A 19,891-nucleotide genomic window follows, 5' to 3' on the forward strand; every position below is an offset into this window, starting at 1 on the left:
CATCAAGTCGCGCATGATCAATGAGACGCATGAGGAAACGAGATGAGGGTGACGATTGGACGCCGCACGGTCTTGGGCGTAGTACTGACCGCTGCGGGCGCGGCAGCTTTGACGGCGGCGTTTGGCCCGGCTTCGACATCGGCCTGGGCCCACGGGCCGACCCGGCAGAAGGTCCGCGAATCCATCGAGATCAACGCCGCCCCGGCCAAGGTGTGGACCGCAATGGGCAATTTCCAGGACATGAGCTGGCTGCCGCCTGTTACCAAGACCGAGGGCGAGAAGGGCAACGAGATCGGCGCGACGCGGAAGCTGACGCTGACGGGAGGCGCGACCGTCGACGAAGAGCTCTACAAGTTTGACGCCGCCGCGATGAGCTATTCCTACCGGATCACCAATGTGGACGTGAAGGTGCTGCCGGTCACCAATTATTCCTCGACGCTCACCGTCACGCCGAGCGCCGACGGCAAGGCCTCGACCCTGGAATGGGCCGGCGCGTTCTACCGCGGCTTTCCCAACAACGATCCGCCGCCGGAGCTGAGCGACGAGGCGGCTAAGACTGCGGTGAGCGGGCTCTACAAGGCCGGCCTCGAGTCGTTGAAGAAGAAGATCGAGAGCGGAAGCTGACCGTGCGGGCGTTGGTCCTGGCGGCGCTCGCTGCCAGCCTTTACCGTGCCGCTCTCGGCAGCGCGTGCGCCGACGAGGCGTTCGTGACCAACCAGCTCAGCGACGATTTGATGGTGGTGGACCTCGCCACCGCGCGCAGCGTCGCGACCATCCCGATCGGCGGCAAGCCGGCGGGCGTGGCCGTTAGCGCGGACGGGCGCTTTGCCTATGTCACGAGCCCGGACGCCAAGGCCGTGACGGTGGTGGACGCAGCAACGCGGCAGATTGCAGGGCGGATCGAGGTCGGCGGCGGGCCGCTTGGCATTGCCGTCGCGCCGGATGGCCGCACCGTCTATGTCGCGGACTGGTACGCAGCCGCCGTGCGGGTGATCGACGCTGCGAGCCGCAGCGTCACGGCCAGCATCGCGGTCGGCGCCTCGCCGTCGGGGCTCGCAGTGACGCTTGATGGCAAGCTGCTGCTCTCGGCCGACCGCGACGACGACAGCGTCTCGATGGTGGACACCGCGACGCGCCAGCGCAGGGCGACAATCAAGGTCGGCACCCGTCCGTTCGGCGTCACCATCGATGCCGACGGCAGGCGCGCCTACACCGCCAATGTCGGCTCAAACGACGTCTCCGTGATCGACATCGCCGAAGCGCGCGAGATCGGCCGCGTGCCGGTCGGGATGCGTCCCTATGCGGTGGCGCTGACGCAGGGCCGCGGCTTCGTCACCGACCAGTATGGCGGCACCGTCAGCGTGTTCGATCTGGCAACGCTGAAGCCGGTGAAGCGCATCACTGTCGGCGATTATCCCGAAGGCATTGCCGCGACCGCCGACGGCAAGCGTATCGTCGTCGCGTGCTGGGAGAGCAATACGCTCAGCATCATCGACGCGACCGAGATGAAGGTGATCGGTGAGGTCAAGACCGGCGACGGCCCACGCGCGTTCGGGGCATTCTTGCGCAGGACGGAGTAGGCTGCCGTAGCCCGCATGAGCGGAGCGACATGCGGGGCAGGGCTCTCCTCATCCACCGGCGTTCCCGGGTATCGCCTCGCTCATCCGGGCTATTGCACCGGGGCACAGCGTCCATACAATCTCATCCATCTGCTCAAACATGTGATCCGGCGCCAGCGCCCGCAGCGCCGCCGGCGCCGCATAACCCCAGCTCACCGCGCCGCAGGCAATGCCGACAGCCCGCGCCGCCTCGATATCGCGCACCTCGTCGCCGATCGCGATGACCTTGCCCGGCTCCACGCCGGCGCGCCGCATGACGCGGCGGAATTTCGAAGGCTTGCCGAACAGCGAGGCCGCGCAGTCGAAATGCGCGAACAGCGCGGCGGCCTCGCCGAGTTTTTCGCGCGCGTTCGCTTCGCTGTCCGATGTCACCAGCGCGAGCTGCACGCCGTTCTCCGCCAGCGTCCGCAGCATCGCATCGACGCCCGAAAACAGCGAAATCTCGGCGGCCGCCTCAGCCTTCAGCCGCCGCGCATGCCGCGCGATCGCCGGCAGCTTCCACAAGGGCACCTCGAGCCGGCTGAGGATCTCGCGCGACGAAGCATGCCGCAGCCCCTCGACATCCTCATCCGCGACGCGGCGGAAGCCGAAGCGGTCGGCGACGTCGTTGATGGTGCGCAGGAACCACGGAAAGCTGTCAGCCAGCGTGCCGTCGAGATCGAAGATGGCGAGGGAGTAGGGCATGGAGGCGAAGCTACACCGCTAGGCTTTCCACACCGTTTCCTCGGTCCATCCGAGTTGGTCGAATTCGGTGGCCCTGAGCGGCGCCTCTCCCTCGGCGAAGAACTCGTCTAGCTGGGGCGGGGTAAGGTGCGTTTCGGACAGCATCGCGTGGGCTTGTCCGCGATGATGAATTTGATGCTGGAACAGATGCATGAGCAGCCGGTCGCGACGTTCGATCTGCACGCGGGTGTCGCGGTTGATCCGCACGAGACCGTCGAGAAGCTCGGGCGTCAGTCCATCGCAGACGGCAATCAAGCGCTTGTCGATCGCGGATTGCGCAGGCTTTAGCGCGGCGAGTGAAAGGTGGGGCATCTGGTTCTTCCAAGCCGCCGGTCCCAGCCATCCGCCCTCCAGCGCGTCGACATAGAAGAGGTCTATGACATAGATGTGGTTGAGCGTGCGCTGCAAGCTTGGAAAGAAGCCGGTTCGTGCGGCTTCGAAGTCAGCCTGAGACAGCGCTGCGCAAGCAGTGAGCAGCCGGTGGTTCGCCCAAGCATTATTGTGGGCGAACGCACGATAGGTTTGCACAAGTCCTGCAGGCAAAAGCGACCTCCCTCAGACAATGTGTCGGCACGCTCCCGCTGCGTAACCTACTCCGCCGCCTCGCTCGCCGTGCGTCTCCGCTTCGGCTTCCGCGCCTTCGCCAGCACCGGGGCCAGAAACTTCCCCGTGTAGCTCCGCGGTGCTTTCGCGATGTCTTCGGGCGGGCCCCAGGCGACGATCTCGCCGCCGCCGTCGCCGCCTTCGGGGCCGAGGTCGATGACCCAGTCGGCGGTCTTGATGACCTCGAGATTGTGCTCGATGACGACGACCGTGTTGCCCTGCGCGACCAGTTCGTGCAGCACCTCCAGGAGCTTCTTGACGTCGTGGAAATGCAGGCCGGTGGTCGGCTCGTCCAGGATGTAGAGCGTGCGGCCGGTGGCGCGCTTTGACAGCTCCTTTGCGAGCTTGACGCGCTGGGCTTCGCCGCCGGAGAGCGTCGTGGCCTGCTGGCCGACATGGATGTAGTCGAGGCCGACGCGATGCAGCGTCTGGAAGGTCTCGCGCACGCGCGGGACCGCCTTGAAGAACTCGGCCGCTTCCTCGACCGTCATGTCGAGCACGTCGGCGATGCTCTTGCCCTTGAACAGGACCTCCAGCGTCTCGCGGTTGTAGCGCTTGCCCTTGCAGACGTCGCAGGTGACGTAGACGTCGGGCAGAAAGTGCATCTCGATCTTGATGACGCCGTCGCCCTGGCAGGCCTCGCAGCGGCCGCCCTTGACGTTGAAGGAGAAGCGGCCGGGCTCGTAGCCGCGCGCCTTCGACTCGGGCAGGCCGGCGAACCATTCGCGGATCGGCGTGAAGGCACCCGTATAGGTCGCGGGATTGGAGCGTGGCGTGCGGCCGATCGGCGACTGGTCGATGTCGATGATCTTGTCGATGTGCTCGAGGCCCTCGATGCGGTCGTGCGGCGCGGCGCCCTCGCTGGCGTTGTTCAGCTTGCGGGCGATCGCCTTGTACAGCGTGTCGATCAGCAGCGTCGACTTGCCGCCGCCGGAGACGCCGGTAACGCAGGTGAACAGGCCGAGCGGGATTTCGGCCGTGACGTTCTTGAGGTTATTGCCGCGCGCATTGACCACCTTGATGGTGCGGCGATGGTTCGGCGGGCGCCGCTCCGGCACCTCGACCTCAAGCTCGCCGGTCAGATATTTGCCGGTCAGCGAGTTGGGGTTGCGCATGATCTCGGCGGGCGTGCCTTCGGCGATGATGTTGCCGCCATGCATGCCGGCACCCGGGCCGATGTCGAGCACGTGGTCGGCGAGCAGGATCGCGTCCTCGTCGTGCTCGACCACGATCACGGTGTTGCCGAGGTCACGAAGTCTCTTGAGCGTGTCGAGCAGGCGCGCGTTGTCGCGCTGGTGCAAGCCGATCGAGGGCTCGTCGAGCACATAGAGCACACCTGTCAGGCCCGAGCCGATCTGCGAGGCCAGGCGGATGCGCTGGCTCTCGCCGCCGGACAGCGTGCCGGAGGAGCGGGACAGCGTGAGATAGTTGAGGCCGACGTCGAGCAGGAAGGTGAGGCGCTCGCGGATCTCCTTGAGGATGCGGCCGGCGATCTCGTTCTGCTGGGTGTTCAGCGCCTCCGGCACGGTCTCGAACCACGCGCCGGCGCCCTTCACTGACATCTCGGAGATGTCGCCGATATGCTTGCCGCCGATCTTGACGCAGAGCGCCTCGGGCTTGAGCCGAAAGCCGTGGCACGCCTCGCAGGGCACGTCGTGGAAGTACTTCGCCAGCTCCTCGCGCGCCCACTCGCTCTCGGTCTCGCGATAGCGGCGGTTGATGTTGGTAATGACGCCCTCGAACGGCTTCTTGGTGTCATAGGAGCGGACGCCGTCCTCGTAGGAGAACTTGATCTCGTCCTCGCCGGAGCCGTGCAGGATCGCATTCTGCGTCTTCTTGGGCAGATCCTTCCATTTGGTGGTCAGCGTGAACTTGTAGTGCTTGCCGAGCGCAGTCAGCGTCTGAATGTAATAGGGCGACGAGGACTTGGCCCAGGGCGCGATGGCGCCCTTGCCGATGGCTAGCTCCTTGTCGGGGATGACGAGGTCCTCGTCGACATGCTGCTCGACGCCGAGGCCGCCGCAGGCGGGGCAGGCGCCATAGGGATTGTTGAACGAGAACAGCCGGGGCTCGATCTCGGGGATGGTGAAGCCGGAGACAGGGCAGGCGAACTTTTCCGAGAACAGCATGCGCTCGGGTCCGCTCTTGTCGTGGATCTTGGCCGTCTTCTTTTTCTCTTCCGCGGGGGCTGCTGCAGCCGGCGCGTCCGCGAATTCGATCACGGCAAGACCCTCGGCGAGCTTCAGCGCGGTCTCGAAGCTTTCGGCGAGGCGCTGGCCGATGTCGGGGCGCACCACGATGCGGTCGACGACGACGTCGATGTCGTGCGGGAATTTCTTGTCGAGAACAGGCGCTTCCGCGAGCTCATGGAAGGCGCCGTCGATCTTGACGCGCTGAAAGCCCTTCTTGAGCCATTCGGCGAGCTCTTTGCGGTACTCGCCCTTGCGGCCGCGCACGACCGGCGCGAGCAGATAGAGCCGGGAGCCCTCCGGCAGCGCCAGCACGCGGTCGACCATCTGCGAGACGGTCTGGCTCTCGATCGGCAGGCCGGTGGCGGGCGAATAGGGCACGCCGACGCGCGCCCACAGCAGGCGCATGTAGTCGTAGATTTCGGTCACCGTGCCGACGGTGGAGCGCGGGTTTTTCGATGTCGTCTTCTGCTCGATCGAGATCGCCGGCGACAGGCCGTCGATCTGGTCGACGTCGGGCTTCTGCATCATCTCCAGGAACTGGCGGGCATAGGCCGATAGCGATTCGACGTAGCGGCGCTGGCCCTCGGCATAGATGGTGTCGAACGCGAGGGAGGATTTGCCGGAGCCTGACAGCCCCGTGAACACGACGAGCTTGTCGCGCGGAATTTCGACGTCGACGTTCTTGAGGTTGTGCTCGCGCGCGCCACGGATCGTAATCGCGCGCAGGTGTGCTCCCGCGTTCTGTTGTTGGCGCTTCGCCTTGATCACTTCATCCATCCTGGTGGTCCTCAGGGAATCCAAAAGCGCGCGATCGCGCCAACTTGACAGGCGCGCATCGCCCGGAACCGGGATCGGCGCCGATGGGTAAGTAAGCGAACGTAGGAAGAACAGGGACGGATTTCCAGTGGCGTTTGCGAATCGTCAACGGATTGTTGGCGCGCTGGCGGCATCTGGCAGGAGCACGGCTTGCGGAACTGCGCGTGACCGGTCCCGTTCAAACAAAAAGGCCGGCGCGAGGCCGGCCTTTCGTAACACGATGGCGTCGATAGCGAAGATCAGTACTTCGCGACGATCGGGCCCCCGAAGTGATAGTTCACGCCGACCTGCACGGTGTGAAACTCGAGCGTGCCGGTGGGCAGGGCGCCCGAGAAGTAGGTCTCGCCGCCGAGGCTGCGAAAGAGGTACTCGCCCTTGACCGACCACTGCGGAGCGAAGAACGCTTCGACGCCCGCACCGACGGTCCAGCCGGAGTGCCACTTGCTGTCGGAAGCGGTCACGCCGAGCGCGCTGATGCTGAGCTTGTTGTCGATCCAGGCGTAACCACCGGTGCCGTAGAACAGGACGTTGTTGACGGCGTAGCCGATGCGGCCGCGCACGGTGCCCATCGCATCGGTCTTCGAGCTGAGGGTGGTGCTGACGAGGCCGAAGCCGGGGACGGCAACGGGGCCGGTGACCGACGCGCTGACGTCAGCCCAGGAACCATCGGCCTCGATGCCGAACACGACATTGCCGGTCTGCCAGTTGTAGCCGGCAGTACCGCCGACGAAGCCGCCCTTCATCTTCGGGTCGGTCGAGGAATTTTCCCAGGCGCCGCCACCGACGATACCGAGGTAGAAGCCGGTCCAGTTGTAGACCGAAGCCATGGCCACCGGAGCCTTGGTGTAGGGGCGCGCCGCCAGATCAGCGGCCGAAGCCGGGGCAGCGAGTGCGAACAAACAGGCCGAAGCCAACCAAATCTTTTTCATCTTCAGTAATCCCAGTCCCAGTTTCTGTTGTCCCTCCCTGTTCCGGAAGAGCATCGGACGCCGTGGTCCAACTGATATCGTCCATACACCGGTGAAGCCGCAAGTTGTGTCACTGAAAAGCAACAGCGATCGGAAAACGGAACGGCTATTGACCTATTGATATCGCAGAACCGCACAGCAAAAGGCCGGCACGAGGCCGGCCTTCGAAGTGCTCTATTCCAGCGCGATCAGTACTTTGCGATGACCGGACCGCCCCAGCGATAGTTCAAGCGGACGAGGCCCATATCGACGTCCTGGCGAATCCGGTCGCTGCCGAAAACCGCACCCGCGGGCGTTGTGAAGCCGATCGTGCGATCGCCAAGGAAGATGTGGTCGTATTCAAAGCCCAGCGACCAGTTTGGAGCGAAGCCGAACTCCAGACCGGCACCAACCGTGCCACCCCAGCGAGTCTCCCGCGCCGAGGCCAGCAGCGCGCCCGCGCCGGGCGTGCCCGCCGCAGCGTAGATGTCGTACTTGTCGCCGACGACGGCGGCGCCGCCCTTCACGTAAAGCAGCACGTTGTTCCAGGCGTAACCGATCTGACCGGTGATGAGCCCGAAAGAGTCGATGCGGGAACGGTTGCGATCACCCGTGACCAGGGCGGTGCCGGGGAAAAGTGTGCTCACGTTGTCGCCCCGGAAGTCGGCCCAGTTGCCTTGGCCTTCGAGGCCGAACACCCAATTGGTGGACTGCCAGCGATAGCCGATCTGGCCACCGACCGTGCCGCCGACCGCGTTATGGCAGCCTTCCCCGACCAAAACGCCGGTCGCGGGCGTGACGAAGTCCCAGCACGTGTGGCTCGAGCCACCGCCGCCGTTGATGCCGATGTAGAAGCCGCTCCAATCGTAGATGGTGGCAATCGCCGGCGCCGGAGCCTTGGTGTAGGGACGCGCGGCAAGATCCGCCGCGCTCGCGGGAGCCGACAGGCCCATCGCCACTGCACTGATTGCACCAATAAGAAGCTTATTCATTGCCAGTCTCCCCAGGTTCGTCCGCTTCTTTCTTCCCCGAAGCGGTTGATCAGGCACGAGGGCCCATATGATTTAAGTCCGAGGAAACCGTAGCTCTACGGAGCGGCAAAGTCCGTCTCCGAAATGCAACAAGAACGGGGCCGTGCGAGGACCCATAACTTGCTGAATGTTAAGCTCTTTCCTTCGCTTTTGGGAACCTACAAAGGTTCCAATCGACGCGTGCCTTCCCGCAGTACATTGGCCGATCGACGCCACATATTCGATGCTGAAGTTCGCCAAGAACAAATCTGGAACAAGCCGGAGGTCGATGCTATATGTGGGGATAACCGGAGGGGCGACGGACTGATCGTCGTCCGCAAGCGTTCGGCGAGCGTATAGGGTCGCCTCAACAGGCACGGTGGAGCGCGGGGAGCGGACCGGCCTTCTTGAATTCAGTGGCATTCGGAGCGGAGAGCGGAGATGGCGGGAAGCGTCAACAAGGTCATTCTGGTTGGAAATCTCGGCAAGGATCCTGAAATCCGCCGCACCCAGGACGGGCGGCCGATCGCCAATCTGAGCGTCGCCACCTCGGAGACCTGGCGCGACAAGGCGACCGGCGAGCGCAAGGAAAAGACCGAGTGGCACCGCGTCGTGATCTTCAATGAAGGGCTCTGCAAGGTCGCCGAACAGTATCTGAAGAAGGGCGCCAAGATTTACGTCGAGGGTGCGCTCCAGACCCGCAAATGGACCGACCAGAGCGGCGTCGAAAAGTACTCGACCGAAGTCGTGCTGCAGGGCTTCAACTCCACCCTGACGATGCTGGACGGTCGTAGCGGCGGCGGGGGAGGCGGCAGCTTCGGCGACGAGCCGGGCGGCGATTTCGGCTCCTCCGGTCCCGTCAGCAACGCGCCGCGGCGACCCGTTGCCGCCGGCGGCGGTGGCCGCAACAGCGACATGGACGACGACATCCCGTTCTGAGCGATTCCGTTCTGAGAACGAGGCATATCGATGCGGAGGCGCCGGCCGCGTGGGCGGCGCTTCTCATCTCGTGTCAAAAAATCCCACTAATCGGCAGGACGGGCTCGGGATTTCCGGGCCCGCTTCATGTTTGGGGTGAGCTCGGATTGCGGCTTGGCAAACGCGCTGACGGGGCAAGCTCGCCGCGCGGTTTTCCACGGGCGAGCGGCGATTTTGCGAGGTCGGTGCGGGGGCTGTCCGAGACAGCGCTCGCAAGGGCTTAAGTTGTTGGAAAAATAGGTAGAAAAAGCGCTTCCCAGATCGCCGCGAGGGTGGTTATCAGAGGCTGGATGCGCTATATGATTCCCAGATAAAACCTCATCGGATTTCCCCTTGGCTGACGACGACGACAAGCCCGGCGACCAGCCGGCGCAACCCTCGGATATTCGCCCCGTCTCCATCTTTGAGGAGATGAAGAAGTCCTATCTCGACTACGCCATGAGCGTGATCGTGGCGCGGGCACTGCCTGACGCCCGCGACGGTCTGAAGCCGGTGCATCGCCGCATCCTGTACTCGATGAACGAGCAGGGGCACACGCCGGACAAGAAGTACGTCAAGTCCGCCCGCGTGGTCGGTGACGTCATCGGTAAATATCATCCGCATGGCGACCAGTCGATCTACGACGCCATGGTCCGGATGGCGCAGGACTTCTCCATGCGCGTGCCGCTGATCGACGGCCAGGGCAATTTCGGCTCGGTCGACGGCGATCCTCCGGCTGCCTATCGTTATACCGAAGCCCGATTGACGAAGGTGGCGCTGGCTCTGCTGGCCGACATCGACAAGGACACGGTCGACTTCCAGCCGAACTACGACAACAACGAGACCGAACCGTCGGTCTTGCCGGCCAAGTTCCCGAACCTTCTCGTCAACGGCGCCGGCGGCATCGCGGTCGGCATGGCGACCAACATCCCGCCGCACAATCTCGGTGAGGTCATCGACGCCTGCGTTGCGCTGATCGACAACCCCGCGCTTACCATCGACGAGCTCATCAACATCGTGCCGGGACCGGATTTCCCGACCGGCGGCGTCATCCTCGGACGGCAGGGCATCCGCGCCGCCTATCACCTCGGCCGCGGCTCAGTCATGATGCGCGGCAAGGTCGCGATCGAGACCATCCGCAAGGAGCGCGAGGCGATCATCATCACCGAGATTCCCTACCAGGTGAACAAGGCGACGATGGTCGAGCGCATCGCCGAGCTGGTCAAGGAAAAGAAAATCGAAGGCATCGGCGACCTGCGCGATGAATCCGATCGCGACGGCTACCGCGTCGTCATCGAATTGAAGCGCGATGCCGTGCCGGATGTGGTGCTGAATCAGCTCTACAGGTTCACGCCGCTGCAGACGAGCTTCGGCGTCAACATGGTGGCGCTCGACAGCGGCCGTCCGCGGATCATGCATCTGAAGGACCTGCTGGCGATCTTCGTCGACTTCCGCGAGCGCGTCGTCACGCGGCGCACCAAGTTCCTGCTCGCCAAGGCCCGTGATCGCGCCCATATCCTGGTCGGTCTGGCGATCGCGGTCGCCAATATCGACGAGATGATCCGCGTCATCCGGACCTCGCCCGACCCGACCACCGCCCGCGACACCCTGATGTCGCGCGACTGGCCTGCCCGGGACGTCGAGGACATGCTGACGCTGATCGACGATCCGCGCCACCGCATCAGCGAGAACGGTACGATCCGGCTGTCGATGGAGCAGGCGAGGGCCATTCTCGATTTGCGCCTGCAACGCCTCACCGCACTCGGCCGTGACGAAATCCGCGAGGAACTCGACAAGCTCGCCGGCGAAATCGCCGACTATCTCGACATCCTGCGCTCGCGCGACCGCGTGCTTGAAATCATCAAGTCCGAGCTCGCCGAGGTGAAGGCCGAGTTCGCGACCCCGCGCCGCACCGTCATCATCGAGCAGGAAGGCGAGGTCGAGGACGAGGACCTGATCCAGCGCGAGGACATGGTCGTCACCGTCTCGCACGCCGGCTACGTCAAGCGCGTGCCGCTGTCGGCCTACCGGGCCCAGCGCCGCGGCGGCAAGGGCCGCGCCGGCATGCAGACCCGCGACGAGGATTTTGTCAGCCGGCTGTTCGTGGCGTCCACGCATACTCCGATGCTGTTCTTCTCCTCGCGCGGCCAGGTCTACAAGATCAAGGTCTGGCGCCTGCCGATGGCCGCGCCGAACGCGCGCGGCAAGGCGCTGATCAACATCCTGCCGCTGGAGCAGGGCGAGCGCATCACCACCATCATGCCGCTGCCGGAGGACGAGTCCACCTGGGGCAATCTCGACGTGATGTTCGCCACGACAGGCGGCAACGTCCGGCGCAACAAGCTGTCCGACTTCGTCGACGTCCGCCGCTCCGGCATCATCGCGATGAAGCTCGACGACAACGAAGCTATCGTCGACGTGCAGATCTGCACCGAGCACGACGACGTGCTTTTGACCGGCGCCGGCGGCCAGTGCATCCGCTTCCCCGTCACCGACGTGCGCGTGTTCACCGGGCGCACCTCGATGGGCGTGCGCGGCATTGCGCTTGCCGAGGGCGACAAGGTGATTTCGCTGGCGATCCTGCGCCACGTCGAGACGACGTCCGACGAGCGCTCGGCGTATCTGAAGATGCGTCGTGCGGTTGCCGGCGAAGCTGCGGCCGAGGAGCCGGCGGCGGACGCCGAGGCCGAGGAGACCTCCGGCAGCTTCCAGCTGGCTCAGGAGCGCTATGTCGAAATGTCGGCGGCCGAGCAGGTCGTGCTGACCGTCTCCGTCAACGGCTACGGCAAGCGGACCTCGTCCTACGAGTACCGCACCACGGGCCGCGGCGGCAAAGGCATCGTGGCCATGAGCGTCAACAACCGCAACGGCAACCTGGTGGCGTCGTTCCCCGTGGAAGACGCCGATCAAATCATGCTGGTCACCGACAAGGGCCAGCTGATCCGCTGCCCGGTCGAAGGCATCCGCGTGGCCGGCCGCTCAACCCAGGGCGTGATCGTGTTCGACACCGCCGAGGACGAACACGTCGTCTCGGTCGAGCACATCACGGAAGAGGCCGAGAGCGGAAACGGGGCGAATGGGGAGTCGAACGGGGAGTGATGCGTCACCCCTCGTAGCCCGGATGGAGCGCAAGCGAAATCCGGGTTCTTCATTCGAACGGCTGTCCCGGATTGCACTTCCGCCTTCGCTCTCCGAGCTACGGCGGACAAGTCGCTCCATCCGGGCTACGAATTGCGCTAAATCTCCAGCTCCGTGCCGAACTCCACCACCTGCTTGGTCGGCACGCCGAAGAACGCGGCGGAGCGTTCGGCGTTGCGCTGCAGGAAGGCGAACACGGTTTCGCGCCAGACCCACATGCCCGGCACGTCCTCGCGCGGGATGATGGTCTCGCGGCCGACGTAATAGGTGATGTCGGAGAGGTCGATGCCGGGCAGCTTGCCGTGGCGGCAGGCGAAGGTCAGCCCTTCGTAGATCGTCGGGTTCTGCATGAACCCGTAATGCAGAACGACGCGGGTAATGCCGGGAATGATCTCGATCACCTCGATTCGGTCTTCGTCGTCGATGTGAGGAAGCTCCTCGATCAGCACGGTGACCAGGACGATGCGCTCGTGCAGCACGTGGTTGTGCTTGACGAACTGGGTCAGCGCCAGCGGCACGCCGCGCGGCGCCGACGCCAGGAACACGGCGGTGCCGGGCAGCCTGGCGCTGCACTTGTTGACCGCGGTTTCGATCAGATCCTCCTCGGGCTGGCGCAGCTTCGCGCGTGCCGCTTCGACGAGCTTCACGCCGCTGCGCCAGGTCAGCATCAGGAAAGCGACGAAGCCCGCGAGCATCAGCGGAAACCAGCCGCCCTCGAACAGCTTGATCGAATTGGCCGAGAAGAAGATCACGTCGATCACGAAGAAGAAGCCGTTCACGGCCACCACCAGCCACGGCGAATAGCCCCACTGGATCGCGACCAGGGCAGCGAGCAGCGTGGTGATCGCCATCAACAGCGACACCGCGATGCCGTAGGCGCCGGCCAGCGCCTCCGAGCTGCCGAAGCTCAGCACGGCGCCGAGCGTTGCGGCGGCGAGCAGCCAGTTCACCAACGGCACGTAGATCTGGCCGATCGCTGCGCTCGTGGTGTGACGGATCTGCATGCGCGGCAGGAAACCGAGCTGAATCGACTGCTGCGTCAGCGAGAACACGCCCGAGATGATGGCCTGCGAGGCGATCACGGTCGCGACCGCCGAGAACGCGACCAGCGGATAGTGCAGGGCGTCGGGGCAGAGTTGGAAGAACGGATTCTCGATCATGGAGGGGTCGGTGATCAGCAGCGCGGCCTGGCCGAAATAGTTCAGCACCAGCGCGGGCAGGCAGATCGCGAACCAGGCCAGCCGGATCGGCAGGCGGCCGAAATGCCCCATGTCAGCATACATGGCTTCGCCGCCGGTCACCGCGAGGAAGGCGGCCCCCAGGATCGCGAAGGAGACATGAAAATCCTGGTGGATCAGGAAGTCGAACGCATAGAGCGGGCTCAGCGCCGCCAGCACCGCCGGCGCCTTGACGATGCCGTGGATGCCGAGCGCTGCCAGCACGAAGAACCAGGCCAGCATCACCGGTCCGAAGATGCGGCCGATGAAGCCGGTGCCCTGCTTCTGCATCATGAACAGTCCGATCAGGATGACGACGGTCACGGGCACCACCGCCGGCGCGAGCGAGGGTGCGTCGACCTTCAGACCTTCGATGGCTGATAGCACCGAGATCGCCGGCGTGATCGCCCCGTCGCCGTAGAGCAGGGCGGCGCCGACGAGGCCGACGACCAGCAGATGCGCGCGCCAAGTACCGGGTTGGGCGTTGCGGGCATGCAGCAAGGCCAGCAGGGCGACGATGCCGCCTTCGCCGCGGTTGTCAGCGCGCAAAATCAACAGCGCATATTTCAGCGAGATGATCAGCAACAGCGCCCAGAGGATCAACGAGGCAACGCCCAGAACGGCATCGTTCGTCAATGTGCCGCCGTGGGCGGCGGCCTTGGCGGCTTCCTTGAGCGCGTAGAGGGGACTGGTGCCGATATCGCCATAGACCACCCCGAGGGCGCCCATGGTCATTGCAAGCGGCAGTGGATCAGGTTGATGGCCGGAGGCGACTGCAGGCGTACTGGACAATGGCGACCCCTCGATGGGATCGCGCCCGACGGGTCATTCCGGCGGGCGCGAGCATCGGGCAGTCTGCGACGGGACGTCGCAAATATCCATGGGGTTTATCTATGGGATTTGTCGCTACCTGACGCGAAACTGACAGACGCCGCTACGGAGTGCGGTTTGCGGTCACGAGGCGAGCCTCGCGGATGTCGGCTTTGGTGCCGGCCTGGCGAAGGCAGGACGCCTCGAAATTCGGCCAGGCCTGCTGCGAGCAGTCCTTGCCGATGGTGCGGATATCGAGCCGGTCGCTCTTGGCGAGCGGTTGCGGCACGCTCGCCTCGACAGTCGGGGCGAAGCCGGGCAGGAGGGTGAGAGCGGCAGCAACACACGCAGAGATGGCGATCGCCGAAAGAGCCTTGATCATGACAGTCCCCTGTGATGCGGCCGCTACGCCCATTTGTGCGGCCCGTCGTTCGTTGGCCGGATTAGTAACCATGGCCAGTTTCCGGACGTCTTCGCGAACGCGGGAAATGGTTTCGTTCGCGCTCCGTTTTGTTTCGTGGCCGCCCTCAGGACGAAACAATTGGGCGCATTCCGACACGGTTTTGCGGAAAAACCGCCAGGGAACCTGACCGGCTTGCCGGGCCGGGCCGGGCGCGGTAGGACGTGGCCATGCCGCGCATTGCCTTCTATCCAGGTTCCTTCGACCCCATCACCAACGGCCATCTGGACGTGGTCCGGCACAGCGTGTCGCTGTGCGACAGGCTCGTTGTCGCGATCGGGGTGCACCCCGGCAAGAAGCCGCTGTTCTCGACCGAGGAGCGGCTGAAGATGCTCCATGACGTCTGCGGGCCGGTGGCGGCCCAGGCCGGCTGCGTGCTCGAAGCAGTGACGTTTGACGACCTGTCGGTGACATCGGCGCGCAAGTACGGTGCGACGATCATGATTCGGGGCCTGCGCGACGGCACCGATCTCGACTACGAGATGCAGCTCGCCGGCATGAACGAGGCGATGGCGCCCGAGGTGCATACGGTCTTCCTGCCGGCCTCTCCCATGGTCCGCCCGATCACCGCCACTTTGGTGCGCCAGATCGCCGCCATGGGCGGGGATGTCTCGGCCTTCGTCCCGCCGCTGGTTGCGGCACAGCTCAAGGCAAAATTCGCCTGATAACGGCGCGTTTCCTTTCTCATCTCTGATCGGGAGTTATCATGATCCGAATTCTCGCAGTTCTGGCCGCGGTTCTGTTCGCGGTGCCGGCCTTCGCGCAAGCCTTGCCGGCCGGCCTCGACAAGGCCAACGCCATCGTCATCGACTCCACCAAGGGCCGCATCGTCATCAAGCTGAGGCCGGACCTCGCGCCCCAGCATGCCGAGCGCATCAAGCAGCTCGCGCGCGAGGGTTATTACAACAACGTGCCGTTCCACCGCGTCATGGACGGCTTCATGGCGCAGACCGGCGACGGTCAGAACTTCAACGGCACCGGCGGCTCGAAATATCCCAACCTCAAGCAGGAATTCTCCAAGGTGCATTTCGCGCGCGGCATCGTCGGCATGGCCCGGCGCGGCGACAGCGTCGACACCGCCAATTCGCAGTTCTTCATCATGTTCGCCGACGGCGGCAGCCTCGACAACCAGTACACCGTGATCGGCGAGGTCGTGCAGGGCATGGACGTCGTCGACAAGCTGAAGAAGGCGCCTCCCGGATCAAGCGGCGGCACCGTCACCGATCCCGACAAGATGGTGAAGGTGCAGGTCGCTTCCGACATCAAGTAGGAGAGGCGATGGCGCGCGCCTGTGGCAAGCTCCTGCTGGTTGCCGCGGTGCTGCTGCTCGGCGTCCCCGGCGCAATCGCCGAGGACGCACAGGTCAACACCATCCAGGACATCTTCCGGCATCTGCGCACCTGCTGGAAGCCGCCGCCCGCCGCCAAGGCCCGCCCGATCGACATCACCGTCGTCGTGAGCTTTAACCGGGCTGGAAACATTCTGGGCCATCCGAGGATTACCTATGAATCCGCCGAGGCCTCCGACGAGGACCGGCTGCAATACCGGGTCGCGGTGATGGAGGCATTGCAACGCTGCACGCCGATGCCATTTACCGATGCGATGGCCGGCGCCGCTGCAGGGCGTCCATTCGCGATCCAGTTTCGCAACCGCAAGACTTCACCTGGCAAGACTTCACCCCCAACCCAAGAGAGACGAGCATGAGCGCCACCGAAAACACACTGATCCTCGAAACCACGCAGGGCCCCGTCACCATCGAGATGCGGCCTGATCTGGCGCCCGGCCACGTCGCGCGCATCAAGGAACTCGTGCGCGAAGGCTTCTACGACGGCATCGTGTTCCATCGCGTAATCGACGGCTTCATGGCGCAGACCGGCTGCCCGCAGGGCACCGGCACCGGCGGCTCCGGCAAGAAGCTGAAGGCCGAGTTCAACAAGGAGCCGCATGTGCGCGGCACCACCTCGATGGCGCGTGCCGCCAGCCCGGATTCCGGCGATAGCCAGTTCTTTATCGTGTTCGACGACGCCCGCTTCCTCGACAACCAGTACACGGTGTGGGGCAAGGTCACCGAGGGCATGGAGAACGTCGACAAGATCAAGCGCGGCGAACCCGTGCAGAACCCCGACAAGATCGTCAAGGCGCGGATGGCGGCTGACGCGGAGTAGGCGTTTCTCCTCATGGTGAGGAGGCGCGTAGCGCCGTCTCGAACCATGAAGGCCGAGCTGCAGCAGCGGGGCCTTCATCCTTCGAGACGCGCGTTCCGCGCTCCTCAGGATGAGGAGTGACTGTACGGCTCCGAGCCCGAGATGCGCACCGATCTCTTCGATTTCGACCTGCCCGCCGAGCGCATCGCATTGCGCCCGGCAAGCCCGCGCGACTCCGCGAAGATGCTGGTCGTCGATCCCGGCACGCTCCGCGACCAGGTCATCGCCGATCTGCCGCAATGGCTGAAGCCGGGCGACCAGCTCGTCGTCAACGACACCAAGGTGATCGCGGCGCAATTGAAGGGCCGTCGCATGGGCCGCGAGACCGAGCCGAAGATCGAGGCGACGCTGATCAAGCGCCTCGACGGCTCGCGCTGGCAGGCGCTGGTGAAGCCGGCCAAGAAACTCGCAGCCGGCGACCGCGTCCGCTTCGGCAATGAGGGCAAGGTCTGCCTGCTCGGCCATCTCGACGCCGAGGTCGAGGCAAAGGGCGCGGAAGGCGAGGTGACGCTGTCATTTTCGTTCCACGGCCCGACGCTGGATCAGGCCATCGCCGATCTCGGCAGCCCGCCGCTGCCGCCCTACATCGCCTCGAAACGTACGCCTGACGATCAGGATCTCGCCGACTACCAGACCATGTTCGCGGCGAATGAGGGCGCCGTGGCCGCGCCGACAGCCGGCCTGCATTTCACGCCGGCGCTGGAGCAGGCGCTGCACGCGCGCGGCGTCGGCATCAACCGCGTCACGCTGCATGTCGGGGCAGGGACCTTCCTGCCGGTGAAAGTGGACGACACCGAAGGCCACAAGATGCATGCCGAATGGGGCACGCTCTCGGCCGAAACGGCGGAGCGGCTCAACACAGCGCGCAAGACCGGCGGCCGCATCATCGCGGTTGGCACCACGTCGTTGCGCTTGCTCGAAAGCGCAGCCAGCGAGGACGGCACCATCGAGCCATTCGCCGCCGAGACGTCGATCTTCATTACCCCCGGCTATCGCTTCCGCGCCGTCGATGTTCTGCTGACCAATTTCCATTTGCCGAAATCGACACTGTTCATGCTGGTGTCGGCGTTCTCCGGGCTGGAGACGATGCAACAGGCCTATGCGCATGCGATCGCGACCGGCTATCGGTTCTATTCGTATGGCGATGCGTGTTTGTTGTTTCGGGCGCCGTAGGGTGGGTTAGCCGTAAGGCGTAACCCACCCCTTCTGTTTACGCGGTAGAGACAGTGGTGGGTTACGCTGTCGCTAACCCACCCTACGCACCTCCCGTTACGCCATCACCCGCTGCGGCAAGAGCTCCGCGATCTGCACTGCATTGAGCGCAGCGCCCTTGAGCAGCTGGTCCGCTGCCACGAACATCGAGATCGAATGCCCGGAGGGGTCGCTGAGGTCCTTGCGGATGCGGCCGACCAGGACGTCGTCCTGGCCCGTGGCGTCGATCGGCATCGGGAAGTAGTTCTTGGGACGGTCGTCGACGACCTTGACGCCGGGCGCTCGCGCCATGATGGCACGGACCTGATCCTCGCTGATCGGCTTCTCGCATTCGAAGGTGATGGCTTCGCAATGAGCCCGCAGCACCGGCACACGGACGCAGGTGACGCCGATCGCGATCTTGTCGTCCTCGAAGATCTTGCGGGTTTCGTTGATGACCTTGGTCTCTTCGTCGTTGTAGCCGGTGTCGGGGTCGATCGCCGTGTTGTGGTTGAAGAGGTTGAAGGCGTAGGGATGCGGCATCACTTTCGGCGTATAAACCTGGCCGTTGAGGTTGGCGCGGGTGGACTCGACCAGCTCGTCCATGGCGGCGGCGCCGGCGCCGGAGGCGGCCTGGTAGGTCGAGATGATCACGCGCCTGATGCGGTTGGTCTGGTGGATCGGCCATAGCGGCACCAGCGCCGTGATGGCGGCACAGTTCGGGTTGGCGATGATGCCCTTGTGGTCCCGGATGCGGTTCGCGTTGATTTCGGGGATCACCAGCGGCACGTTCGGGTCCATCCGGAAGGCGGAGGAGTTGTCGACGACGACGGCGCCCGCCTTGACCGCGATCGGGGCATACCTCTTCGAAATGCTGCCGCCGGCGGAGAACAGGGCGATTTCGACGCCTTCGAAGGCGCGTTCGGTCAGCTCCTCGATGACGACGTCTTGCCCACGGAACGACACCGTCTTGCCGGCTGAGCGGGCGCTGGCGAGCGCCTTGAGCTTGCCGACGCGAAAGCCGCGCTTGTCCATGGTGGCGATGAATTCGGCGCCCACCGCACCGGTGACGCCGACAATCGCGACGACGGGATCGTTACTCACTGTGTCCTCCATTGATTTGAGAATTCAGACAACAAAAAAGCCCCGGACCAACAAGGGCGGGGCTTCGGTAGAGTGGATTGCGTTCTAGTCGACGACTACACGCGCACGCCTCCCCGGGCCCCGAAGGCCGTGGTGGTTTTAGTCGCGCGTTTGGTGGTCGTGAACATGGCGGGAGCTTATGCGGGAGAGTTTTGCGCCCGTCAATGGCTTTTCGGCGGAATGGGGCTGCCGCTATTTGGTCCGGGCGCCCGGCGGTTCGAGGATGACCTCCTTGAGGTTGTCGCCACTGATGACGACGATCGCGAAATTCAGCCGGCCGCGTTCGCGCACCAGCCCGCCGCTGATCGCCTTGCCGGAGGCCGCGCGCTCGGCGACGTGCACGGCATCCGCAAGCCGATGCTTGATGGCACCGAGCGCTGCGAGGTTGCTGCGGTCGTCGAGATCGAGCTCGGCGAGCGGGAGGGCGGCTTCGCCGCCGACGAGCTCGCCGGTCGCGGCATTGATGGTGTGGCGCCAGATCCGGTCGTTGTGCAGGGTCTTGACCCGGTAGACCGGCACGCCGGAGGCTCCGTCGAAACTCACATCCGCCGTGGTGGCACCGGCGTGGCGGGCTTCCGCAATCGCCATGGCCTGGTTGATCGAGATCGACGAGCTGCGGAAGCGCTCGATCTCGCGACTGACCGCTTGGCGGTCGGCCTCAGCGTCACCATCTGTGTCGCTGTGAAGGGCGGTCGGCGTGCCCGTGCTCACGATCGCTCGCGCCGGCGCCGCGAGGAGGAGTGCGGACAGGGCGATTGCGAGCAATCCCGAGATACGTCGTTTGGCTGTCGTCATGCTCGAAACCCTCGGCCAGCGAGTGTGCCGGATGATCGTAAAGAATTTGCGGCCGACCTTGGGCAT

Annotated in this window: 18 protein-coding genes; 9 read left to right on the top strand and 9 right to left on the bottom strand. The window is 64.7% G+C overall.

Annotated elements, in window-relative coordinates:
• The first annotated feature begins 42 nt into the window (after positions 1–42).
• On the top strand, positions 43–624 hold the full coding sequence (locus tag ABIB90_RS09010) for an SRPBCC family protein (RefSeq protein WP_354160906.1): 582 nt from the start codon (positions 43–45) through the stop codon (positions 622–624).
• Positions 625–626: 2 nt separating this feature from the next.
• Complete coding sequence (locus ABIB90_RS09015) at positions 627–1,580, top strand: YVTN family beta-propeller repeat protein (RefSeq protein WP_354160904.1); 954 nt, start codon at positions 627–629, stop codon at positions 1,578–1,580.
• 48 nt (positions 1,581–1,628) lie between these two features.
• On the opposite strand, the gene ABIB90_RS09020 is transcribed toward ABIB90_RS09015, so the two are convergent.
• From ABIB90_RS09020 to ABIB90_RS09040, 5 genes are all read right to left on the bottom strand, one after another.
• Complete coding sequence (locus ABIB90_RS09020) at positions 1,629–2,303, bottom strand: HAD-IA family hydrolase (protein WP_354160903.1); 675 nt, start codon at positions 2,301–2,303, stop codon at positions 1,629–1,631.
• An 18-nt stretch (positions 2,304–2,321) separates the two neighbouring features.
• Positions 2,322–2,885 (bottom strand): DinB family protein, encoded by a 564-nt coding sequence (locus ABIB90_RS09025; RefSeq protein ID WP_354160901.1) that lies wholly within the window; start codon positions 2,883–2,885, stop codon positions 2,322–2,324.
• Between the two features lie 47 nt (positions 2,886–2,932).
• Positions 2,933–5,914: an excinuclease ABC subunit UvrA gene (uvrA, locus tag ABIB90_RS09030; protein WP_354160900.1), complete on the bottom strand. Its 2,982-nt coding sequence runs from the start codon at positions 5,912–5,914 to the stop codon at positions 2,933–2,935.
• Between the two features lie 278 nt (positions 5,915–6,192).
• Positions 6,193–6,882 (bottom strand): outer membrane protein, encoded by a 690-nt coding sequence (locus ABIB90_RS09035; protein WP_035992628.1) that lies wholly within the window; start codon positions 6,880–6,882, stop codon positions 6,193–6,195.
• A 227-nt stretch (positions 6,883–7,109) separates the two neighbouring features.
• Positions 7,110–7,892, bottom strand: a complete 783-nt coding sequence (locus tag ABIB90_RS09040; RefSeq protein WP_007590725.1) for an outer membrane protein — start codon at positions 7,890–7,892, stop codon at positions 7,110–7,112.
• A 459-nt stretch (positions 7,893–8,351) separates the two neighbouring features.
• Between ABIB90_RS09040 and ABIB90_RS09045 the strand changes: the two genes are divergently transcribed.
• Positions 8,352–8,849 (top strand): single-stranded DNA-binding protein, encoded by a 498-nt coding sequence (locus ABIB90_RS09045; protein ID WP_354160897.1) that lies wholly within the window; start codon positions 8,352–8,354, stop codon positions 8,847–8,849.
• A gap of 372 nt (positions 8,850–9,221) precedes the next feature.
• Positions 9,222–11,966 carry a DNA gyrase subunit A gene (gyrA, locus tag ABIB90_RS09050; protein WP_354160895.1) on the top strand — a complete coding sequence of 915 codons (2,745 nt, stop codon included), beginning with the start codon at positions 9,222–9,224 and terminating at the stop codon, positions 11,964–11,966.
• 137 nt (positions 11,967–12,103) lie between these two features.
• Here gyrA and ABIB90_RS09055 read toward each other — a convergent pair whose 3' ends face one another.
• Positions 12,104–13,957 (bottom strand): potassium transporter Kup, encoded by a 1,854-nt coding sequence (locus tag ABIB90_RS09055; RefSeq protein ID WP_051058391.1) that lies wholly within the window; start codon positions 13,955–13,957, stop codon positions 12,104–12,106.
• 199 nt (positions 13,958–14,156) lie between these two features.
• Positions 14,157–14,414, bottom strand: a complete 258-nt coding sequence (locus ABIB90_RS09060) for a hypothetical protein (RefSeq protein WP_354160893.1) — start codon at positions 14,412–14,414, stop codon at positions 14,157–14,159.
• 248 nt (positions 14,415–14,662) lie between these two features.
• Between ABIB90_RS09060 and coaD the strand changes: the two genes are divergently transcribed.
• The 5 genes from coaD (at position 14,663) to queA (ending at position 17,869) form a co-directional block, all read left to right on the top strand.
• Complete coding sequence (gene coaD / locus ABIB90_RS09065; RefSeq protein WP_007590732.1) at positions 14,663–15,157, top strand: pantetheine-phosphate adenylyltransferase; 495 nt, start codon at positions 14,663–14,665, stop codon at positions 15,155–15,157.
• A gap of 41 nt (positions 15,158–15,198) precedes the next feature.
• Entirely contained in the window at positions 15,199–15,762 is a 564-nt protein-coding gene (locus tag ABIB90_RS09070; protein WP_007590733.1) for a peptidylprolyl isomerase, read from the top strand.
• Positions 15,763–15,770: 8 nt separating this feature from the next.
• Positions 15,771–16,196 (top strand): UCP034077 family protein, encoded by a 426-nt coding sequence (locus ABIB90_RS09075; RefSeq protein WP_354160891.1) that lies wholly within the window; start codon positions 15,771–15,773, stop codon positions 16,194–16,196.
• On the top strand, positions 16,193–16,657 hold the full coding sequence (locus tag ABIB90_RS09080) for a peptidylprolyl isomerase (RefSeq protein ID WP_007590736.1): 465 nt from the start codon (positions 16,193–16,195) through the stop codon (positions 16,655–16,657). The genes ABIB90_RS09075 and ABIB90_RS09080 overlap by 4 nt, the downstream gene beginning before the upstream one ends.
• Positions 16,658–16,798: 141 nt before the next feature.
• Entirely contained in the window at positions 16,799–17,869 is a 1,071-nt protein-coding gene (gene queA, locus ABIB90_RS09085) for a tRNA preQ1(34) S-adenosylmethionine ribosyltransferase-isomerase QueA (RefSeq protein WP_354160888.1), read from the top strand.
• Between the two features lie 96 nt (positions 17,870–17,965).
• On the opposite strand, the gene ABIB90_RS09090 is transcribed toward queA, so the two are convergent.
• A complete protein-coding gene (locus ABIB90_RS09090) occupies positions 17,966–19,003 on the bottom strand; it encodes an aspartate-semialdehyde dehydrogenase (protein ID WP_354160886.1) in 1,038 nt (345 codons plus the stop codon).
• A gap of 219 nt (positions 19,004–19,222) precedes the next feature.
• Positions 19,223–19,825: a PepSY domain-containing protein gene (locus tag ABIB90_RS09095; protein WP_063996249.1), complete on the bottom strand. Its 603-nt coding sequence runs from the start codon at positions 19,823–19,825 to the stop codon at positions 19,223–19,225.
• Between the last annotated feature and the right edge of the window lie 66 nt (positions 19,826–19,891).

It is taken from the genome of Bradyrhizobium sp. JR4.1, assembly GCF_040548605.1.
Classification (GTDB): Bacteria; Pseudomonadota; Alphaproteobacteria; order Rhizobiales; family Xanthobacteraceae; genus Bradyrhizobium; species Bradyrhizobium canariense.